Origin of the sequence: Burkholderia sp. AU45251, from assembly GCF_030482905.1 — a bacterium.
Taxonomy (GTDB): Bacteria; Pseudomonadota; Gammaproteobacteria; order Burkholderiales; family Burkholderiaceae; genus Burkholderia; species Burkholderia aenigmatica.
On the sequence record NZ_JAUJQH010000013.1, the window covers coordinates 105,428 to 124,244 of the forward strand.

Annotated in this window: 17 protein-coding genes; all 17 read right to left on the bottom strand. The window is 63.6% G+C overall.

What is annotated here, in order from left to right:
• Positions 1-153: 153 nt before the first annotated feature.
• Entirely contained in the window at positions 154-1,548 is a 1,395-nt protein-coding gene (gene atpD, locus QZM67_RS23935) for a F0F1 ATP synthase subunit beta (protein WP_301807066.1), read from the bottom strand.
• A 66-nt stretch (positions 1,549-1,614) separates the two neighbouring features.
• Positions 1,615-2,490: a F0F1 ATP synthase subunit gamma gene (atpG, locus tag QZM67_RS23940; protein ID WP_175023463.1), complete on the bottom strand. Its 876-nt coding sequence runs from the start codon at positions 2,488-2,490 to the stop codon at positions 1,615-1,617.
• A gap of 69 nt (positions 2,491-2,559) precedes the next feature.
• Positions 2,560-4,101, bottom strand: a complete 1,542-nt coding sequence (gene atpA / locus QZM67_RS23945; RefSeq protein ID WP_021160444.1) for a F0F1 ATP synthase subunit alpha — start codon at positions 4,099-4,101, stop codon at positions 2,560-2,562.
• A 44-nt stretch (positions 4,102-4,145) separates the two neighbouring features.
• Positions 4,146-4,685 (bottom strand): F0F1 ATP synthase subunit delta, encoded by a 540-nt coding sequence (locus tag QZM67_RS23950; protein ID WP_043184892.1) that lies wholly within the window; start codon positions 4,683-4,685, stop codon positions 4,146-4,148.
• A 2-nt stretch (positions 4,686-4,687) separates the two neighbouring features.
• Entirely contained in the window at positions 4,688-5,158 is a 471-nt protein-coding gene (locus QZM67_RS23955; RefSeq protein ID WP_011350523.1) for a F0F1 ATP synthase subunit B, read from the bottom strand.
• 129 nt (positions 5,159-5,287) lie between these two features.
• Positions 5,288-5,560: a F0F1 ATP synthase subunit C gene (gene atpE / locus QZM67_RS23960; RefSeq protein ID WP_021160442.1), complete on the bottom strand. Its 273-nt coding sequence runs from the start codon at positions 5,558-5,560 to the stop codon at positions 5,288-5,290.
• A gap of 75 nt (positions 5,561-5,635) precedes the next feature.
• Positions 5,636-6,487 carry a F0F1 ATP synthase subunit A gene (atpB, locus tag QZM67_RS23965; protein ID WP_043184890.1) on the bottom strand — a complete coding sequence of 284 codons (852 nt, stop codon included), beginning with the start codon at positions 6,485-6,487 and terminating at the stop codon, positions 5,636-5,638.
• Between the two features lie 109 nt (positions 6,488-6,596).
• Positions 6,597-7,121 (bottom strand): ATP synthase subunit I, encoded by a 525-nt coding sequence (locus tag QZM67_RS23970; RefSeq protein WP_301807073.1) that lies wholly within the window; start codon positions 7,119-7,121, stop codon positions 6,597-6,599.
• Between the two features lie 568 nt (positions 7,122-7,689).
• Positions 7,690-8,820 carry an SLC13 family permease gene (locus QZM67_RS23975; protein WP_301807075.1) on the bottom strand — a complete coding sequence of 377 codons (1,131 nt, stop codon included), beginning with the start codon at positions 8,818-8,820 and terminating at the stop codon, positions 7,690-7,692.
• Positions 8,821-8,830: 10 nt separating this feature from the next.
• Positions 8,831-9,724: a ParB/RepB/Spo0J family partition protein gene (locus QZM67_RS23980; RefSeq protein ID WP_041492996.1), complete on the bottom strand. Its 894-nt coding sequence runs from the start codon at positions 9,722-9,724 to the stop codon at positions 8,831-8,833.
• Positions 9,725-9,755: 31 nt separating this feature from the next.
• The gene (locus QZM67_RS23985; RefSeq protein ID WP_089449645.1) at positions 9,756-10,535 is read right to left on the bottom strand and encodes a ParA family protein; all 780 of its coding nucleotides are present in this window, start codon (positions 10,533-10,535) and stop codon (positions 9,756-9,758) included.
• Between the two features lie 56 nt (positions 10,536-10,591).
• Positions 10,592-11,278 carry a 16S rRNA (guanine(527)-N(7))-methyltransferase RsmG gene (rsmG, locus tag QZM67_RS23990; RefSeq protein ID WP_043184880.1) on the bottom strand — a complete coding sequence of 229 codons (687 nt, stop codon included), beginning with the start codon at positions 11,276-11,278 and terminating at the stop codon, positions 10,592-10,594.
• Positions 11,275-13,245: a tRNA uridine-5-carboxymethylaminomethyl(34) synthesis enzyme MnmG gene (gene mnmG, locus QZM67_RS23995; protein WP_175023466.1), complete on the bottom strand. Its 1,971-nt coding sequence runs from the start codon at positions 13,243-13,245 to the stop codon at positions 11,275-11,277. Before mnmG ends, rsmG begins: the two co-directional genes overlap by 4 nt.
• 600 nt (positions 13,246-13,845) lie before the next feature.
• Positions 13,846-14,601 (bottom strand): ABC transporter ATP-binding protein, encoded by a 756-nt coding sequence (locus QZM67_RS24000; protein WP_301807080.1) that lies wholly within the window; start codon positions 14,599-14,601, stop codon positions 13,846-13,848.
• Positions 14,601-16,385 (bottom strand): ATP-binding cassette domain-containing protein, encoded by a 1,785-nt coding sequence (locus tag QZM67_RS24005; RefSeq protein WP_301807082.1) that lies wholly within the window; start codon positions 16,383-16,385, stop codon positions 14,601-14,603. Before QZM67_RS24005 ends, QZM67_RS24000 begins: the two co-directional genes overlap by 1 nt.
• Positions 16,386-16,389: 4 nt before the next feature.
• Positions 16,390-17,445: a branched-chain amino acid ABC transporter permease gene (locus tag QZM67_RS24010; protein ID WP_043184875.1), complete on the bottom strand. Its 1,056-nt coding sequence runs from the start codon at positions 17,443-17,445 to the stop codon at positions 16,390-16,392.
• Positions 17,446-17,642: 197 nt separating this feature from the next.
• Positions 17,643-18,800 carry an ABC transporter substrate-binding protein gene (locus QZM67_RS24015; protein ID WP_301807085.1) on the bottom strand — a complete coding sequence of 386 codons (1,158 nt, stop codon included), beginning with the start codon at positions 18,798-18,800 and terminating at the stop codon, positions 17,643-17,645.
• Positions 18,801-18,817: the final 17 nt, after the last annotated feature.

Consider the following 18,817-nt stretch of genomic DNA (forward strand, 5'->3'; position numbering starts at 1 on the left):
GACTCCTGTCGGCGAGAGCGAACGCCTTGCGGCGCCTGCTCTCGTCCCATGCACGGCGGATTGAGCGTGTTGCGGTCGGCGCGACCGGCCTGACTATCGGTCAATGAAGACCGACAACCCGACCCGCACGCGCCGTTCGACTCACTCGAATCCTTACGAGATCTTCTTGGCCTTTTCGAAGGCTTCGTCGATCGTGCCGACCATGTAGAACGCCTGTTCCGGCAGGTGGTCGCACTCGCCGTCGACGATCATCTTGAAGCCGCGGATCGTTTCCTTCAGCGGCACGTACTTGCCCGGCGAGCCCGTGAACACTTCAGCGACGTGGAACGGCTGCGACAGGAAACGCTGGATCTTACGAGCGCGCGCGACCGACAGCTTGTCTTCCGGCGACAGTTCGTCCATACCCAGAATCGCGATGATGTCGCGCAGTTCCTTGTAGCGCTGCAGCGTCTGCTGAACGCGACGGGTGATCGAGTAGTGCTCCTCACCGATCACGTTCGGGTCGATCTGGCGCGACGTCGAGTCGAGCGGGTCGACCGCCGGGTAGATACCCAGCGAAGCGATGTCACGCGACAGAACGACGGTTGCGTCCAGGTGGCCGAAGGTCGTAGCCGGCGACGGGTCGGTCAAGTCATCCGCAGGGACGTACACGGCCTGAACCGACGTAATCGAGCCCTTCTTGGTCGACGTGATGCGCTCTTGCAGCTTGCCCATTTCTTCAGCCAGCGTCGGCTGATAGCCCACTGCCGACGGCATACGGCCGAGCAGTGCCGACACTTCGGTACCGGCCAGCGTGAAACGGTAGATGTTGTCGACGAAGAACAGCACGTCGAGGCCTTCGTCACGGAAGTGCTCGGCCATCGTCAGACCGGTCAGCGCGACGCGCAGACGGTTGCCCGGCGGCTCGTTCATCTGGCCGTACACCAGCGCGACCTTGTCGAGAACGTTCGAGTCCTTCATTTCGTGGTAGAAGTCGTTCCCTTCACGGGTACGCTCGCCCACGCCCGCGAACACGGAATAACCGCCGTGTTCCTTCGCGATGTTGTTGATGAGCTCCATCATGTTGACGGTCTTGCCCACGCCAGCACCGCCGAACAGGCCAACCTTGCCGCCCTTTGCGAACGGGCAGATCAGGTCGATAACCTTGATACCCGTTTCGAGCAGTTCGGTCGACGGCGACAGTTCGTCGAACGCCGGAGCCTTCTGGTGGATCGAACGCGTCACTTCGCTTTCGATCAGGCCAGCTTCGTCGATCGGACGGCCAAGCACGTCCATGATTCGGCCGAGGGTCGGCTTGCCGACCGGCACCGAGATCGGCTTTGCCGTGTTCTTCACGGTCAGGCCGCGGCGCAGGCCGTCGGATGCACCCAGACAAATGGTACGGACCACGCCGTCGCCCAGCTGTTGCTGGACTTCGAGCGTCAGTTCCGAGCCATCGAGAATGAGCGCGTCGTAGATCTTCGGCATGCTGTCGCGCGGGAATTCCACGTCGATAACGGCGCCGATGCACTGTACGATCTTGCCTTCTACCAAAGCAGCAGTACTCATCGCTTTTCCTTTAAATACCTGATTCTTTACTCGCGCAAAGGCGCAGTTGTCGTCCCGGGCGCGCGCTTAAACAGCGGCTGCGCCGCCGACGATCTCCGACAGTTCTTTCGTGATCGCGGCCTGACGGCTCTTGTTGTACACGAGCTGCAGTTCGCTGATCACCGTCTTCGCGTTGTCGGACGCGGCCTTCATCGCGACCATGCGCGCCGATTGCTCGGACGCCATGTTTTCCGCGACGGCCTGGTACACCAGCGCCTCGACGTAACGCACGAGCAGTTCGTCGACGACTGCCTGCGCGTCCGGCTCGTAGATGTAGTCCCACGACGTGGCCGGCGTACCGTCATCGGCTTCGAAGTGTTCCGACGACAGCGGCAGCAACTGCTCGATCACGGCTTCCTGCTTCATCGTGTTGACGAAGCGCGTGTAAGCGATATAAACCGCCGACAGCTTGCCTTCCGAGTACAGATCGAGCTGCGTCTTCACGGCGCCGATCAGCTTGTCCAGATGCGGGGTGTCGCCGAGGTGCACGACCTGCGACATCACCTTCGCGCCGAAGCGGTTCAGGAACCCGAGGCCCTTGCTACCGATCGCGGTGGCTTCGAGCTTCTGGCCCTTCTCTTCCAGCTCCTTGAACTTCTGCACCGTCGCACGCAGCACGTTGGTGTTCAGACCACCGCACAGACCCTTGTCCGTCGTGACGAGGATGATGCCGGCCGTCTTCGCGCCTTCGTTCGCCACCATGAACGGGTGGCGGTACTCCGGGTTCGCGCGGCTCATGTGCGCAGCGATGGCACGGACCTTGTCCGCATACGGACGAGCGGCGCGCATGCGTTCCTGCGCGCGACGCATCTTCGATGCGGCCACCATCTCCATCGCCTTCGTGATCTTGCGCGTGTTCTGCACGCTCTTGATCTTGCCGCGAATTTCCTTCATTCCAGCCATAGCTTGCTCCTTGACCGAAGCGGCGCGGGTGCATCAGCACCCGCGCGGCCTCAGTGTGTCACTCGCGGATCAATAGGCACCGGACTTCTTGAAGGATTCGATCGCCGAGCGCAGTGCGCCTTCGTCGTCCTTCGAGAGATCCTTGGTGTCTTCGATGCGCTTGATGAGGTCAGCGTGGCTGGTCTTCAGGTTTTCGCGCAGGCCCTTCTCGAACGACAGCACTTGCTTGACGTCGAGGTCGTCGAGGTAGCCGTTGTTTGCGGCGTACAGCGACACGGCCAGTTCCCACACCTGCAGCGGCTGGTACTGCGGCTGCTTCAGCAGTTCCGTCACGCGGCGGCCGCGCTCGAGCTGCTTGCGGGTCGCTTCGTCGAGGTCCGATGCGAACTGGGCGAATGCTGCCAGTTCACGATACTGCGCGAGGTCGGTACGGATACCGCCCGACAGCTTCTTCACGACCTTCGTCTGAGCGGCGCCACCGACTCGCGACACCGACACGCCGGCGTTGATTGCCGGGCGGATGCCTGCGTTGAACAGGTCGGTTTCCAGGAAGATCTGGCCGTCGGTAATCGAGATCACGTTCGTCGGAACGAACGCGGTCACGTCGCCAGCCTGCGTTTCGATGACCGGCAGTGCCGTCAGCGAGCCGCTCTTGCCCTTCACTTCGCCGTTCGTGAACTTCTCGACGTACTCTTCCGACACGCGAGCAGCACGCTCGAGCAGACGCGAGTGGAGATAGAACACGTCGCCCGGGTAAGCTTCACGGCCCGGCGGGCGGCGCAGCAGCAGCGAGATCTGACGGTATGCCCAAGCTTGCTTGGTCAAGTCGTCATAAATGATCAGCGCGTCCTGACCGCGGTCGCGGAAGTATTCGCCCATCGTGCAGCCGGCGTACGGTGCGAGGTACTGCATCGCAGCCGAATCCGAAGCCGAAGCGGCGACGACGATCGTGTATTCCATCGCGCCCGTTTCTTCGAGCTTGCGAACCACGTTCATGATCGACGAAGCCTTCTGGCCGATCGCGACGTAGATACAGATCAGGTCCTTGCCCTTCTGGTTGATGATCGCGTCGAGCGCCACTGCGGTCTTGCCGCACTGACGGTCGCCGATGATCAGCTCACGCTGGCCACGGCCGATCGGCACCATTGCGTCGATCGACTTGATGCCCGTCTGCACCGGCTGCGACACCGACTTACGCCAGATCACGCCCGGGGCGATCTTTTCGATCGCGTCGGTCAGCTTTGCGTTGACCGGGCCCTTGCCGTCGATCGGGTTGCCGAGCGCATCGACCACGCGGCCGACGAGTTCCGGACCAACCGGGACTTCCAGAATGCGGCCCGTCGTCTTGACGATGTCGCCTTCCGAGATGTGTTCGTATTCGCCGAGAATCACCGCGCCGACCGAGTCGCGCTCGAGGTTCAGCGCGAGGCCGAACGTGTTGCCCGGAAACTCGAGCATTTCGCCCTGCATCACGTCCGACAGGCCGTGGATACGCACGATACCGTCGGTCACGGAGATCACAGTGCCCTGGTTGCGAACGTCTGCGCTCGCTTCAAGGCCCTGGATCCGGCTCTTGATCAGCTCGCTGATCTCAGAGGGATTGAGTTGCATTATTCGCTCCTGATAGTCAATTCTGTTGCGTGCCGGCGTGGCGCTCAGGCGGTCAACGCAGCCTGCATCGATGCGAGACGCGCGCGAACCGAGGTGTCGAGCACTTCGTCGCCGACCGTCACGCGCACGCCGCCGATCAGCGACGAATCGACTGCGATCGTCGGTTTCAGCTTGCGCTTGAACTTGCGTTCGAGGCCCGAGACGAGACTCTCGAGATCCGCGCCGTTCAGCGGGAACGCGCTCACGATCTCGGCGTCGGCTGCACCTTCACGTTCGTTCTTGAGCGCCTCGAACTGCTCGGCGATTTCCGGCAGCAGCGCGATGCGATGATTGTCGACCAGCATCTGCACGAAGTTCTTCGCTTCGGCGCCAGCCGCGAGCGGCGACTTCACCGCAGCAAGCAGCAACTCGGCTACTTGCGTGCGCGTCACCTTCGGGCTCGACGCGACCGACAGCACTTCCGGCAGACGCGCAACCTGGGCCAGCTCTTGCACGAGCGTGGACCAGGCGGCGATGTCACCGCCCTCGGCCACGCGGAACAGCGCTTCTGCGTAAGGGCGGGCGATGGTTGCAAGTTCGGCCATGATCAGAGCTCGGCTTTCAGTTGATTCAGCAGTTGGGCGTGGGCCGTTTGATCGACTTCGCGCTTCAGGATCTGCTCGGCGCCCTTCACGGCCAGCGTAGCGACTTCGCCACGCAGCGCTTCGCGCGCCTTCACGATTTGCTGTTCTGCTTCCGCCTTCGCCTGGGCGATGATGCGGGCGGCTTCAGCCTGGGCGTTGGACTTGATTTCCTCGGCGACCGCCTGGGCACGCTTTTCAGCGTCGGCGATGCGCTGCTGGCCGTCATTGCGGGCCTGCGCGAGTTCCTGGTCCACGCGCTTGTGCGCGGCGTCGAGTTCTGCCTTGCCCTTCTCGGCGGCGGCGAGGCCGTCGGCGATCTTCTTCGAACGTTCGTCGAGGGCGTTGATCAACGGCGGCCACACGAATTTCATCGTGAACCACGCGAGGACCAGGAACACGACCATTTGCGCAAACAGAGTTGCGTTGAGATTCACGGTGTTTCCTTATCTGCTATTCCGGAAAAATGAAACGGTAAGGCGCTCATCGAGTTGCATTCGATCAGCGCCCCAAGTCTCCGTTCCGCCCTGCGCCGGCTTGCGCCGGACGCATATTTCCGAGGAACCTTAGCCTGCGACGAGCTTCGACAGGAGCGGGTTCGCGAACGCGAACAGCATTGCAACACCCACGCCGATCAGGAATGCCGCGTCGATCAGACCAGCCAGCAGGAACATCTTCGTTTGCAGCGGGTTGATGAGTTCCGGCTGACGTGCGCAGGCTTCGATGTACTTACCACCCATCAGCGCGATACCGATACAGGCGCCGATTGCACCCAGGCCGATGATGATGCCGATACCGATGGCGGTCAGACCCTGGATGTTGGCGATGTAAGCTTGCATGATCACTCCTTTGTGAAAAGACTTGGAACTGAGATTTAAAAAACTAAAACGGAAACTCTTTCTTGCACGCCGCGCTTAGTGCTTGTCGTGCGCCTGGCCGAGATACACCAGCGTCAGCATCATGAAAATGAATGCCTGCAACAGAACAATCAGAATGTGGAAGATTGCCCAGACGCTGCCCGCGATCACGTGGCCAACGAAGCCGAGGAACGTTGCGTCGCCACCGAAGCTCCACATGCTGCCGAGCAGGGCGATCAACAGGAACAACAGCTCACCCGCGTACATGTTGCCGAACAGTCGCATACCGAGGGAGACGGTCTTCGCGAGATATTCGACGATGTTGAGCGCGAGGTTCGGGATCCACAGCAGCGGGTGGGCGCCAAACGGTGCCGACAGCAGCTCATGCACAAAGCCGCCCGCGCCCTTGATCTTGATGCTGTAGTAGATCATCAGGACGAACACGCCGAGCGCGATGCCGAGCGTGCCGTTCAGGTCGGCCGTCGGGACGATGCGATGGTGGGAAATCACGTCCGACAGACCGAGCAGGCCGATCACGCGGCCCGGCAGGTCGACCGGGAGGAAGTCGAGGGAGTTCATCAGCGCGACCCACACGAACACCGTGAGCGCGAGCGGAGCGATGAAGGTACGATTGCCGTGAACGATGGCCTTCGATTGGTCTTCGACCATCTCGACGAGCATCTCGATCGCGCACTGGAAACGGCCCGGCACGCCCGACGTCGCCTTGCGGGCGGCCAGACGCAGCACGAGGATCGTCACGATGCCGCAAACGATCGACCAGAACAGCGTGTCGATATTCCAGACGTGAATGTCGAAAATCGACGTCTGATGCGAGGTGGAGAAATTCTGCAAGTGGTGCGCAATGTACTCGGACGGATCCGGACCGCGCGTGCCTTCGCTAGCTGCCATATCGTTAATGCCACCCAAATTGTCGAAAATCGTTTTGCCAGTTCCGCAACACGCTATTGCGGGAACGGGCCGGTGCGGTTCGTTGTCGAAACCACACGCTGCTTGTTCCTTACCGCCAGGCCAGCACGATCCAGTACGTCTTCAGCACGACGAGGTACGTGACGAGGAACGGCACCCAGTGCACGCCGGACCAGCCGAACGCCACTGCAGTGAACATCCCGATCGTCAGAGCGAGCTTCAGGGCTTCGCCCATCACCCAGCTCATCACGGTGGCCGAGCCACCTGCCTTCAGTCGTGCCACGAAAACCGCACTGGGCACCCAGCCGATCGCTCCGCCCAGAAACGCGGATTGCGCAGCGGCGCCCGGCGACTTCGAAAACAGCCACCACGCCAGCGTTGCAACCAGGGACAGAACCACTTGCGCGAATACCACCTTATAGGGGGTCACGCGCGAGGGCTTGCTCACGTCCGGGCCGAACAGCTTTTCGGCTTCTACCCGTGTGAGCGGAACGATATTGTTTTCTTGCTGCTCGGCATCCCAGTCATCGTCGAATTCGCGCCGCCCGCCGGCCGCTGAAGCGGTGCGTTGCGTGCGCTGATCATCGTGCCTGTCGTCCGGCGCCTGACCCGCCATCGCAATCTTCCGCAAAATCCTTGAACCCGGCCCCAAGCTTTCTGAAAGCTTTCAGGGGTGCCTAGCTAACAAATCCGGGCGATTGTAAGCGATAGTTGCAAGTGATTCAAGGCTTTAGACGCGACAAAAACCAGCGTAAAACGTCACCTCATGATGTGAAAAAACCTGCGATTCGACGACGTACGATGACAGTTGTAAGGTCGCTTTTTTGCACCGGTATTTCTTGCTCGAAAAAATCCGGTGTCGATGAAATGGCGAGGAAGCGATGCCCGCTGCGGGCGCTGGCGGGGCGGCACGATCGCCACCCAAAAACCACACTGTGACGTGGCTCCGGGCTCGCGCTGCGCGCGAAACGCCGAACAGACAAAACACTGTGGCCGCCAGCCGCATCGGATACGCGAAATCCCGACCGACGCTGGCGCGCGGATTTATCCAATCAGTTGTCATGCCACCACAGTCGATCGACTGTGGTTTGCCGCACTTACCCACAGCCCCGCAACCAGCGCGAATGCTGTGCGCCCTCCCCGCCACCCGAATGGCACGCCTGTGCCGTACGAACCCGCCTCGCTCAACCGTGAACGAGCAGCCACGCGCCGAGTGCCGCGCTGGCGAGCGCGAACGGAATCGAGACCAGGTGGAACGGCAGCCACATGCGCGGCTCCTTCGCGAGACGCACCGCGATCAGGTTCGCAAGCGAGCCGATCGCGAAACCGAAACCGCCGACCGATACGCCGAATGCAAGCGCGCGCCAGTCATGCGTGAACTCCGACAGCAGGATCGCGGCCGGCACGTTGCTGATGCCCTGTGACAGCACGGCACCCGCCGCGAAGACGCGCAGCGGTGAGTCGAGACGTGCATGCGCAATCGCGTCATGGATGACGGGCAGCGCCGCCGCGCTGCGCAGCACGACGAACATCAGTACGAAGATCAGCAGCAGCAGCCAGTCGATCTTAAGGACTGCGTCACGTTTGATGGCAAGCAACACGATCGCGACGGCAAGCAGGCCCGGCAGCGGATGATGCGCATCGGCGAGCAGCACGAATACCGCGAACAGCGCCGCCGCGATCAACGCGTGCATGCGTTGGACGGGAATGGCGGCGACGTCGCCTGACAGATCGAGCGGCTTCGCGCGAAACGCGCACGCAGTCAGCACGAACAGCAGCGCCATCAGGGCGATCGCGAGCGGCCCGAGCGTCACCACGAAGCGGCCGAACGACACGCCGCTCAATTGCCACAGGAAAAGATTCTGGGGATTGCCGAGCGGCGTCGCGACGGACCCCGCATTGACAGCCAGCGCGACGACGATCACGAGCCGCCGGAACGGCAGCGGCGTCAGCGCACGCAGCGACACCATCAACGGCACGACGACGAACAGCGCGACATCGTTGGTGAGCCACATCGACAGCACCGCGGCGAACCCGACGAGCAGCATCGCCAGCCCGCGCTCGGAGTGCACGTGATGCACGATGCGGTGCGCGAGCCACATCAGGCAGCCGGACAGCTCAAGTGCCTTGGTCAGCATCAAGAGGCCCGCGAGCGTCGCGACCGTCTGCCAGTCGACGCGATCGGCCAACACGGACAATGGTTGCGGACGCACCCATTGCAGCAGAATCAGGCCCAGCGCGAGCACCGATAGAACGGGCTCCTGCGCAAGCCATCCGAGCCACCGGCGCGGCGCCGGTGCGCCCGTCTCCTCCATTAGCCGCCCGTTACTCTTCGGTTGCGACGTTGCCGCGCAGCCGCACGAGAATGCCCTCGAGCGCGTCGAGGTTGCCGAAGTCGATCGTCACCTGCCCTCGCCCGCGGCGGCCGAGCTTGATCTTCACCGTCGACGCGAGCAGGTCGGACAACTCCTCCTCGAGACGGCGCGTATCGCGGCCGCCGTCATCCTTCGCGCGCGCCTTCACCGCCGGCACTTCCTTCGTCGTGTGCGTAACGAGCTTCTCGGTCTCGCGCACCGACATGCGTTTGTTGACGACCTGATGGGCAAGCGTGATCTGCGTGGCCGCATCGACGGCGAGCAGCGCGCGTGCATGCCCCATGTCGAGATCACCGGCCAGCAGCATCGTCTGCACCGGCGAAGCCAGGTTCAGCAAGCGCAGCAGGTTCGACACCGCGCTGCGCGAACGGCCGACCGATTCGGCCGCCTGTTCGTGCGTGAAACCGAACTCGTCGAGCAAGCGCTGGATACCGTGCGCTTCTTCAAGCGGGTTCAGGTCCTCGCGCTGGATGTTCTCGATCAGCGCCATCGCCGCGGCGGCCTGATCCGACACGTCCTTCACGAGCACCGGCACTTCATCGAGGCCCGCCAGGCGCGCCGCGCGGAAACGGCGCTCGCCCGCAATGATCTCGTATTTATCTGACGAAATGGGCCGTACCAGGATCGGCTGCATCACGCCCTGCGCGCGAATGCTCGCCGCGAGCTCCTGCAGGCTGCCTTCGTCCATCCGCGTCCGCGGCTGGTACTTGCCGGCCTGCAGCTTGCCGAGCGCGAGCGTGTTCGGCGCCCCTTCGATCTTCACCGCTTCGGTGATATCGGCACTGCCGCCGAGCAGCGCTTCGAGGCCACGTCCCAAGCCCTTCTTCTTTGGTACCGCGTTCATGTCTTTCTTCCTCGCTTCGCTCATGTCCGGATCACGACACCTCGAACGCGCGAACGCGCTCGATCATTTCGGCACCGAACTGGAGATACGCTTGCGCACCGCGCGAGCTGCGGTCGAACACGACGCCCGGCAGCCCGTAACTCGGCGCTTCCGCCAGGCGCACGTTGCGCGGAATCACCGCGTCGAACACCTTGTCGCCGAAGTGCGCTTTCAGTTGATCGGAGACTTGCTGCTGCAGCGTGATGCGCGGATCGAACATCACGCGCAGCAAGCCGATGATCTTCAGGTCGCGATTCATGTTCGCGTGAACCTGCTTGATCGTGTTGACGAGATCCGACAACCCCTCCAGTGCGAAGTACTCGCACTGCATCGGGATCACGACGCCATGCGCCGCACACAGCCCGTTCAGCGTCAGCAGCGACAGCGTCGGCGGGCAGTCGATCAGCACGAAGTCGTAATCCTCGGCTACGCGCTCGAGTGCGGCCTTCAGCCGGCGCTCGCGGTTGTCGATGTTGATCAGTTCGATCTCGGCACCAGACAGCTCGCGGTTCGCGGGCAGTACGTCGTAGGTGACGCCTTCCGGGCGGATGCGCGCGTCGGTCACCGATACGCCGTCGACCAGCACTTCGTACACGGTCGCTTCGCAGGCAGCCTTGTCGATCCCGCTGCCCATCGTCGCGTTACCCTGCGGGTCGAGGTCGATCAGCAGGACTCGTTGCTCCTGCGCTGCAAGGCTTGCGGCGAGATTGACCGATGTCGTCGTCTTGCCGACGCCCCCCTTCTGGTTCGCAACGCAGAAGATCTTTGCCATCGTTGGTGTATTCCCTTTACCTTCAAACAAACGGCGCGCTACTGCGCGCCTTCCCTTCAATTCGCCTCGTCGACGGCTACTTCGATCAGATGCCGTTCGGCATCGAGCATCGGTACCGCCAACCGTATCGTCTGCTTGACGCGGCTGCCTTCCGGCAACCGCGCAATCTCGTCGTCCGGATGGACACCCTTCATTGCCCAGATCGATCCGCCCGGCGCGACCAGATGTCGAGCAAGTTTAACGAAGTCGGACAGATCCGCGAAAGCGCGGGATACGATCATGTCGAATTTTTCCGGCACTTCGACACCCGGCTGCAGCGATTCGACCCGCCCCGTGACCACCGACAGGTTCGCAAGCTTCAGCTCCGCGCGCATCTGAGTCTGGAATGCAGACTTCTTCTGCACGATATCGTTCAGCGTGATCTGCCAGTCCGGCTCGACGATCGCCAGCACGATACCCGGCAACCCGCCGCCCGAGCCAACGTCGAGCACGCGGGCCGATGCACGGCCACGCAGATGCGAGACGATGGAGAGCGAATCGAGGATGTGCTGGATCAGCATCTGCTTCGGGTCGCGGATCGCGGTCAGGTTGTAGACCGCATTCCACTTGCCGAGCAGCGCGACGTAGTCGAGCAGCTGATTGCGTTGTGCATCCGTCAGAGCAAGGTCGAGCGCCGTCGTGCCTTCGACGAGCATCTCTTCCAGTACGTCCCGATTAACCGCCGGCGCGCGACGCGCCGTCATTGTTGCGTCGGGACGGTGCCGTCCCCCTGCTCCGTTGCCGCTTCGGCAGTGCCATTACGACGGCCCAGGCCGCGGCGCTTCAAGTGCACCATCAGCAGCGAGATCGCCGCCGGCGTGACACCCGAGATGCGCGACGCCTGCCCGATCGTTTCCGGCCGGAACTCGTTGAGCTTCTGGCTCACCTCGAACGACAGGCCGCGGACTTCGCGGTAATCGATACCGTCCGGCAGGCGCGTGTTCTCGTTCGCATCGTTGCGTTCGATCTCCGATGCCTGACGCTCGATATAGCCCTGATACTTGATGCCGATCTCGACCTGCTCCTTGATCTGCTCGAGCAGCACCGGATCGTCAGCCAGCGGCTCCGCGGGGCCGCATTCGCCACCCTTCAGGCCGCACACGCCGTCGTAGCTGATGCCCGGACGGCGCAGCAGCTCGGCGAGGCTGTATTCGTGATCGATTGCCTTGCCGAGCAGCGCGGTCGCCTCTTCCGCCGGCAACGTTTTCGGCGTGACCCACGTCGACTTCATGCGTTCGGTTTCACGTGAAACAGCGTCGCGCTTCCGGCTAAATGCGTCCCAGCGCGCGTCGTCGACGAGCCCCAGTTCGCGGCCGATCTCGGTCAGGCGCATGTCCGCATTGTCTTCGCGCAGGCTCAGGCGATATTCGGCGCGGCTCGTGAACATCCGGTACGGCTCGGCCACACCGCGCGTCACGAGATCGTCGACCAGCACGCCAAGGTAGGCCTGGTCACGGCGCGGGCACCATGCGTCCTTCTCCTGCACGTAGCGACCCGCATTGAGGCCGGCCAGCAGACCCTGCGCGGCCGCTTCTTCATAGCCGGTCGTGCCGTTGATCTGGCCCGCAAAGAACAGCCCGTTGATCGCCTTCGTCTCGAGCGATGCCTTCAGCGCGCGCGGGTCGAAGTAGTCGTACTCGATCGCGTAGCCAGGGCGCAGGATATGCGCGTTCTCGAGGCCGCGCATCGAGTGCACGAGCTCGAGCTGGACGTCGAACGGCAGGCTCGTCGAGATCCCGTTCGGGTAGAACTCGTTGGTCGTCAGCCCTTCCGGCTCCAGGAAGATCTGGTGCGATTCCTTCGATGCGAACCGGTGAATCTTGTCCTCGATCGACGGGCAATAGCGCGGCCCGACGCCTTCGATCACGCCTGTATACATAGGCGAACGATCGAGGCCGCCGCGAATGATGTCGTGCGTGCGCTCGTTCGTGTGCGTGACCCAGCACGGCAGTTGCTGCGGATGCTGTTCCGCGCGGCCCAGGAACGAGAAGACGGGGATCGGATCGAGATCGCCCGGTTGTTCGTCCAGCTTCGAGAAATCGATCGAACGGCCATCGATACGCGGCGGCGTACCGGTCTTCAGGCGGCCCTGCGGCAGCTTCAGCTCCTTCAGGCGCGACGACAGCGACACGGCCGCCGGATCGCCCGCACGGCCGCCCGTGTAGTTGTTCAGGCCGACGTGGATCTTGCCGTCGAGGAACGTACCGGCGGTCAGCACGACCGCGCGGGCGCGGAAGCGGATGCCGATCTGCGTGACGGCGCCCACCACGCGGTCGCCTTCGACCATCAGGTCGTCGACGGCCTGCTGGAACAGCCAGAGGTTCGGCTGGTTCTCGAGCCGGTGGCGGATCGCGGCCTTGTACAGGATGCGATCGGCCTGCGCGCGCGTCGCGCGCACAGCCGGACCCTTCGACGAATTGAGGATCCGAAACTGAATACCGCTCTCGTCAGTCGCGGCTGCCATTGCGCCGCCCAGCGCATCGACTTCCTTGACCAGATGGCCTTTGCCAATGCCGCCGATCGACGGATTGCAGCTCATCTGCCCAAGCGTTTCGATGTTATGGGTCAGCAGCAGTGTCTTTGCGCCCATACGGGCGGACGCCAGCGCGGCTTCCGTGCCGGCATGACCGCCACCGACAACGATGACGTCAAATTCTGTGGGAAAAAGCATGGTGGATTCCGTCCGCAGGACTGCGCACGAACCTATCTGAGAAATGTATGGGCCGAATTATAGCGGGTTCGCTTTTCACCCGAATGCCGTCCGATTGGTAGGGTCTGTGCAATTCCGCGATTTTTCGACATTGGACCGATGAATCTGTGGCTCAGAGCCCACTCAGGCAATGCTTCGAGCCCGCCCGCCGCACATCGTTGCGCCTGTGCAGAGATCCAGTTGCCCGGAGATTTCACGTGAAACATACAACCCGTTCGAGGCCTGTGCCCCACCCAACACTCCGGACGAAATACCCTGTGCAACCACATCCACCCTCCTCCTCACAGAATTTCCGTCGGTTCCCTGGTCAGTTATCCCCTGTGGCGCGGCACATCGTCGGCCTGTGGAGCGAGGGACCGACTCCGAACGACAAACCGGATCGCCATCTGCACTGTGGATACCTCCACTCATCGCCACTGCACAGAGCTTTTGACTGTTCCTCCGGTACTTATCCCCTGGTTGTTAACCGTCGATGTATCGGAGTCAGATCTCAACCCTAAAACAAAAACGGCGTGTTTCACGTGAAACACGCCGCCCGATTCCAGCCAACCGCTCCACCGATCAAGCCGTTTTCTTCGCCAACCCAAGGTACGTTTCGATCACGCGCGGATTCTGCGCGAGCTCGGCCGCCGGCCCTTCCAGCGCAAACTCGCCCGTCTCAAGCACATAGCCGTAGTCGGAGATCTGCAGCGCAGCCCGCGCATTCTGCTCGATCAGCAGCGTCGCCACGCCCGTGCCGCGCAACGCGCCGATGATATGAAAGATCTCCTTCACGATCAGCGGCGCCAGCCCGAGGCTCGGCTCGTCCAGCATCAGCAGGTCGGGCTTGCCCATCAGCGCGCGGCCGACCGCGAGCATCTGCCGCTCGCCGCCGGACAGCGTGCCGGCCGCCTGCTTGCGCCGCTCCTTCAGCCGCGGAAACAGCGCGAACACGTGATCGAGCTGGTCGAGGAAGTTCGCTTCGCCGGCCTGCTTGCGCCGATACGCGCCCAGCACGAGGTTGTCTTCGACCGTCATCGTGCTGAACAGCTCACGCTTTTCCGGTACAAGGCACATCCCGCGTGCGACACGCTGCTCGACCGGCAAGGCGCCGACGTCGTGACCGCGATACACGACCGCGCCCGACGCATGGCCGTTCACCGGCAGCGCGCCCATGATTGCGTTCAGCAGCGTCGATTTGCCGGCGCCATTCGGGCCGATCACGCTGACGATCTGCCCCGCGCCAACCTTGATTGCCGCGCCGTGCAGCGCCTCCACCTTCCCGTACCGGACTGCCAGCCCACGCACTTCGAGAATCGGCATCGTCGTGTCCGTCATCACTCCACCCCGCCCAGATACGCTTCGAGCACCGCCGGATCCTGCTGCACGTCCTGCGGCAGCCCTTCCGCGATCCGCGTGCCGAACTCCATCACCACCAGCCGGTCGGTGAGATTCATCACGAAATCCATATCGTGTTCCACGAGCAACACGCTCATGCCTTCCGTCTTCAGCCGGCGCAGCAGGTCGGCGAGTTGCTGTTTCTCCTGGTAGCGCAGCCCGGCGGCCGGCTCGTCGAGCAGCAGCAGCGTCGGGTCGCAGCACAGCGCGCGCGCGATTTCGAGAATCCGCTGCTGGCCCAGCGCGAGGCTGCCCGCTTCGTCGTACATGTGCTTTTCGAGCCCGACACGGCGGATCTGACGTGCGGCCTCGGCCAGCAACTGCGCTTCCTCATGGCCATTGAGCCGCGCGACGCTGCGCCACACGCCGGTATGGCCACGCAGGTGCGCACCGATCGCGACGTTCTCGAGCACCGTCATCGCCGGCAACAGCTTCACGTGCTGGAACGTCCGGCCGATGCCGCGGCGGACGATCTGGCGCGATGTCAGCCCGTCGATGCGCTCACCGCGGAACGTGATCGTGCCGCCCGTCGGCTTCAGCACGCCCGTCACGAGGTTGAACGTGGTCGACTTGCCGGCACCGTTCGGGCCGATCAACCCAATGATCTGCCCCGCTTTCACGTCGAAGCTGACATCGTTGACGGCCACCAGCCCGCCAAACTGCTTGCGCGCGTTGTCGACGACGAGCAGCGGCTCGCCGGCCGCCGGCTTCGCGCGTTGCGGCAGCGGATCGGCGTGCTCGGGCACATGCGCACGCGGTCCGCGCGGGAACAGCCTGGCGACGAACGGCCACACGCCCTGGCGCGCGTACTGCAGCAGCAGCACCATCAGCACGCCGAACACGATGATCTCGAAGTTGCCTTCCGACCCAAGCAGCTTCGGCAGCAGCGTCTGCAGGTAGTCCTGCAGCACGGTCAGGATCGCCGCGCCGAGCACCGCGCCCCACACGTGCGACACGCCACCGACCACGGCCATGAACAGGAACTCGATCCCGTGGTTCAGCCCGAACGGGGTCGGGTTTACCGCGCGCTGCAGGTGTGCGTACAGGAAGCCCGAGACGGCCGCGAGCACCGCCGCGTAGACGAAGATCACGACGCGCATCCACGCGGTGTTCACGCCCATCGCCTCGGCCATCACGCCGCCGCCGCGCAACGCGCGGATCGCGCGGCCCGGACGGCTGTTCAGCAGGTTCTGCACCGACACGATCGCGGCCAGCACGACCGCCCAGATCAGGAAATACAGGCTGCGGCCGCTTTCGAGCTCAATGCCGAACAGGTTCAGTGCCGGAATCCCGTTGATCCCGTCGTACTTGCCGAGCAGTTCGAGGTTGCCGAACAGGTAGAACAGCGCGAGGCCCCACGCGATCGTGCCGAGCGGCAGGAAGTGGCCGGACAGCCGCATCGTGACCGCGCCGAGCACGAGCGCAACGAGCGCCGTCAGCACGACACCGGCGATCAGCGCGAGCCACGGCGACACGCCGTAGCGCGTCGTCAGGAGCGCGGTTGCATACGCGCCGATGCCGACGAACGCGGCCTGCCCGAAGCTCGTCATCCCGCCGACACCCGTGAGCAGCACGAGCCCGATCGCGACGATCGCGTAGAGGCCGATGTAGTTCAGCAGCGTGATCCAGTATTCCGGCACCTGCAGCGCGCCGGGCAGCACCGGCAGCGCGAACAGCACCACGAGAAACACCCAGAAGGTCTTGTTTCGTACCATCGTCTTCATCGTGTCACTCCTCTTCCTCTTCCGCGTGCGGCGTCGCGAAGCTCCGCCACAGCAGCACCGGAATGATCAGCGTGAACACGATCACCTCCTTGTAGGCGCTCGCCCAGAACGACGAATACGATTCGAGCACGCCGACGAGCAGCGAGCCGGCAGCCGCGAGCGGATAGCTGACGAGCCCGCCGATGATCGCGCCGACGAAACCCTTCAGGCCGATCAGGAAGCCCGAGTCGTAGTAGATCGTCGTCAACGGGCCAACGAGGATCCCGGACAGCACGCCGAGCCCCGCCGCAAACGTGAACGCGAGCCGCCCTGCCTCGGTCGTGCCGATGCCGACGAGCCGCGCGCCGAGCCGGTTCACCGACGTCGCGCGCAGCGCCTTGCCGGCGATCGTGCGGCCGAAGTACACGTAGAGCGCGCCGATCAGTACGAGCGCCGTCACGACCACCAGGATGCTCTGCACCGACACGGTCATGCTGCCGATCGACAGCGACGCATCCGAGAAGCCGTTGGTGCGCGAGCCCTCCGCGCCGAACATCACGAGCCCGAGGCCGACCATCGCGAAGTGGACGGCGACCGACACGATCAGCAACAGCAGCGTCGTGCCTTCGGCGATCGGCTGGTACACGAGCCGGTAGACGAACGGCCCCATCGGCACGACGATCGCGAGCGTCAGTGCGATCTGCGCGAGCATCGGCAGCGGCTGCGCGGCAAAGCTGCGCGTGATCGCGAACACCGCGAGCGGCAGCAGGACGTAGCGGCTGCCGAGTGTCGCCAGCGTGCGGCCGAGCTGATGACGCCGTTCGCGATGCCGGATCAGGCCGCCGACTTCGAGCAGGAAGCACGCGATGCCCATCACGAACAGCAGCCAGCAGGTGGCGGGAAATTTCTGCGCCTGCAACGCGGCAAGCGTCAGCGCACCGTAGGCGACGAATTCGCCCTGGGGAATGAAGATCACCCGCGTGACGGAAAACACCAGCACGAGCGCCAGCGACAGCAATGCGTAAATGGCGCCGGTCGTGATGCCGTCTTGCGCGAGGATCGCTGCAATCGAGAGATCCATACGTTTCGTGTATCGAGAATGCTGCGGAGAAACGGAAGACGGGAACGGCCGGGGCGCGGGCGGCAAGGTCGACGCGTCGGGCGCCCTGCAGGCGGCCCCGGTGGTTCCAGGCGGCATGGGCGCGGCCCGTCAGGCCCGGCCCTGCCGACGGCATGCACGGCGCCATTTGCGCCGCGCACGCCGGTTTCACGTGATGCTTACTCGGCCTGCAGTTTCCACTTGCCGTCGACGATCTGCACCATCACGCGCGCACGCGTGTCGAAGCCGTTGTGATCGGTCGGCGTCATGTTGATCACGCCGTGCGACACGGGCAGGTCCTTCACGCTCTCGATCGACGCGCGCAGCGCCTCGCGGAACGCCTCGGTGCCCGGCTGGCCCTTCTTCAGCGCTTCCGGAATCGCACGCTGCAGCAGCAGCCCGGCATCCCACGCATGGCCGCCGAACGTCGCGAGCGAACCCGCGCCGTATGCCTTCTCGTACGCGGCCTTGTAGCCGAGCGTCGGCTTCTTCACCGGATTCGAATCGGGCAGCTGGTCGGTCACGAGCACGGGGCCGGCCGGCAGGATCTCGCCTTCGCAGTCCTTGCCGCACACGCGCAGGAAGTCGTTGTTCGCGACGCCGTGCGTCTGGTACACCTTGCCCTTGTAGCCGCGCTCCTTCAGCGTCTTCGCCGGCAGCGCCGCCGGCGTACCCGAGCCGGCGATCAGCACCGCATCGGGATTCGAGCCCATCAGCTTCAGCACCTGCCCCATCACCGACGCGTCGGTGCGGTTGTAGCGCTCGTTCGACACCACCTTCAGGCCGTTCTTCGCGGCCGCCGCGTCGAACGTTTTGTACCAGCTGTCGCCGTACGCGTCCGCGAAGCCGATGAAGCCGACCGTCTTCACACCGTGCTTCGCCATGTAGCCGGCGATCGCGTCGGCCATCAACTGGTCGTTCTGCGGCACCTTGAACATCCACGCGCGTTTCGCGTCCATCGGCGCGATGATCTGGGCGCTCGCCGCGAGCGAGATCGTCGGCGTCTTGCCCTGCGATACGGGGTCGAGCATCGCGAGCGAATTCGGCGTGACGGACGAGCCGATGATCGCGTCGACGTGATCTTCATCGATCAGCTTGCGCACGTTCTGCACCGCGCGGCTCGTGTCGGAAGCGTCGTCGAGCACGATGTATTGCACGCTCTTGCCCGCGATCTCCTTCGGCAGCAGCGCGATCGTGTTCTTTTCCGGAATCCCGAGCGACGCGGCCGGCCCGGTGGCCGACAGCGTCACGCCGATCTTCACCTGTGCCGACGCCGTTGCCGCCGCACACACGAGGCCCGCGGCGAGCACGGCCTCCATCCATCGATTCATCTTCATTTACGTTGTCTCCAAAC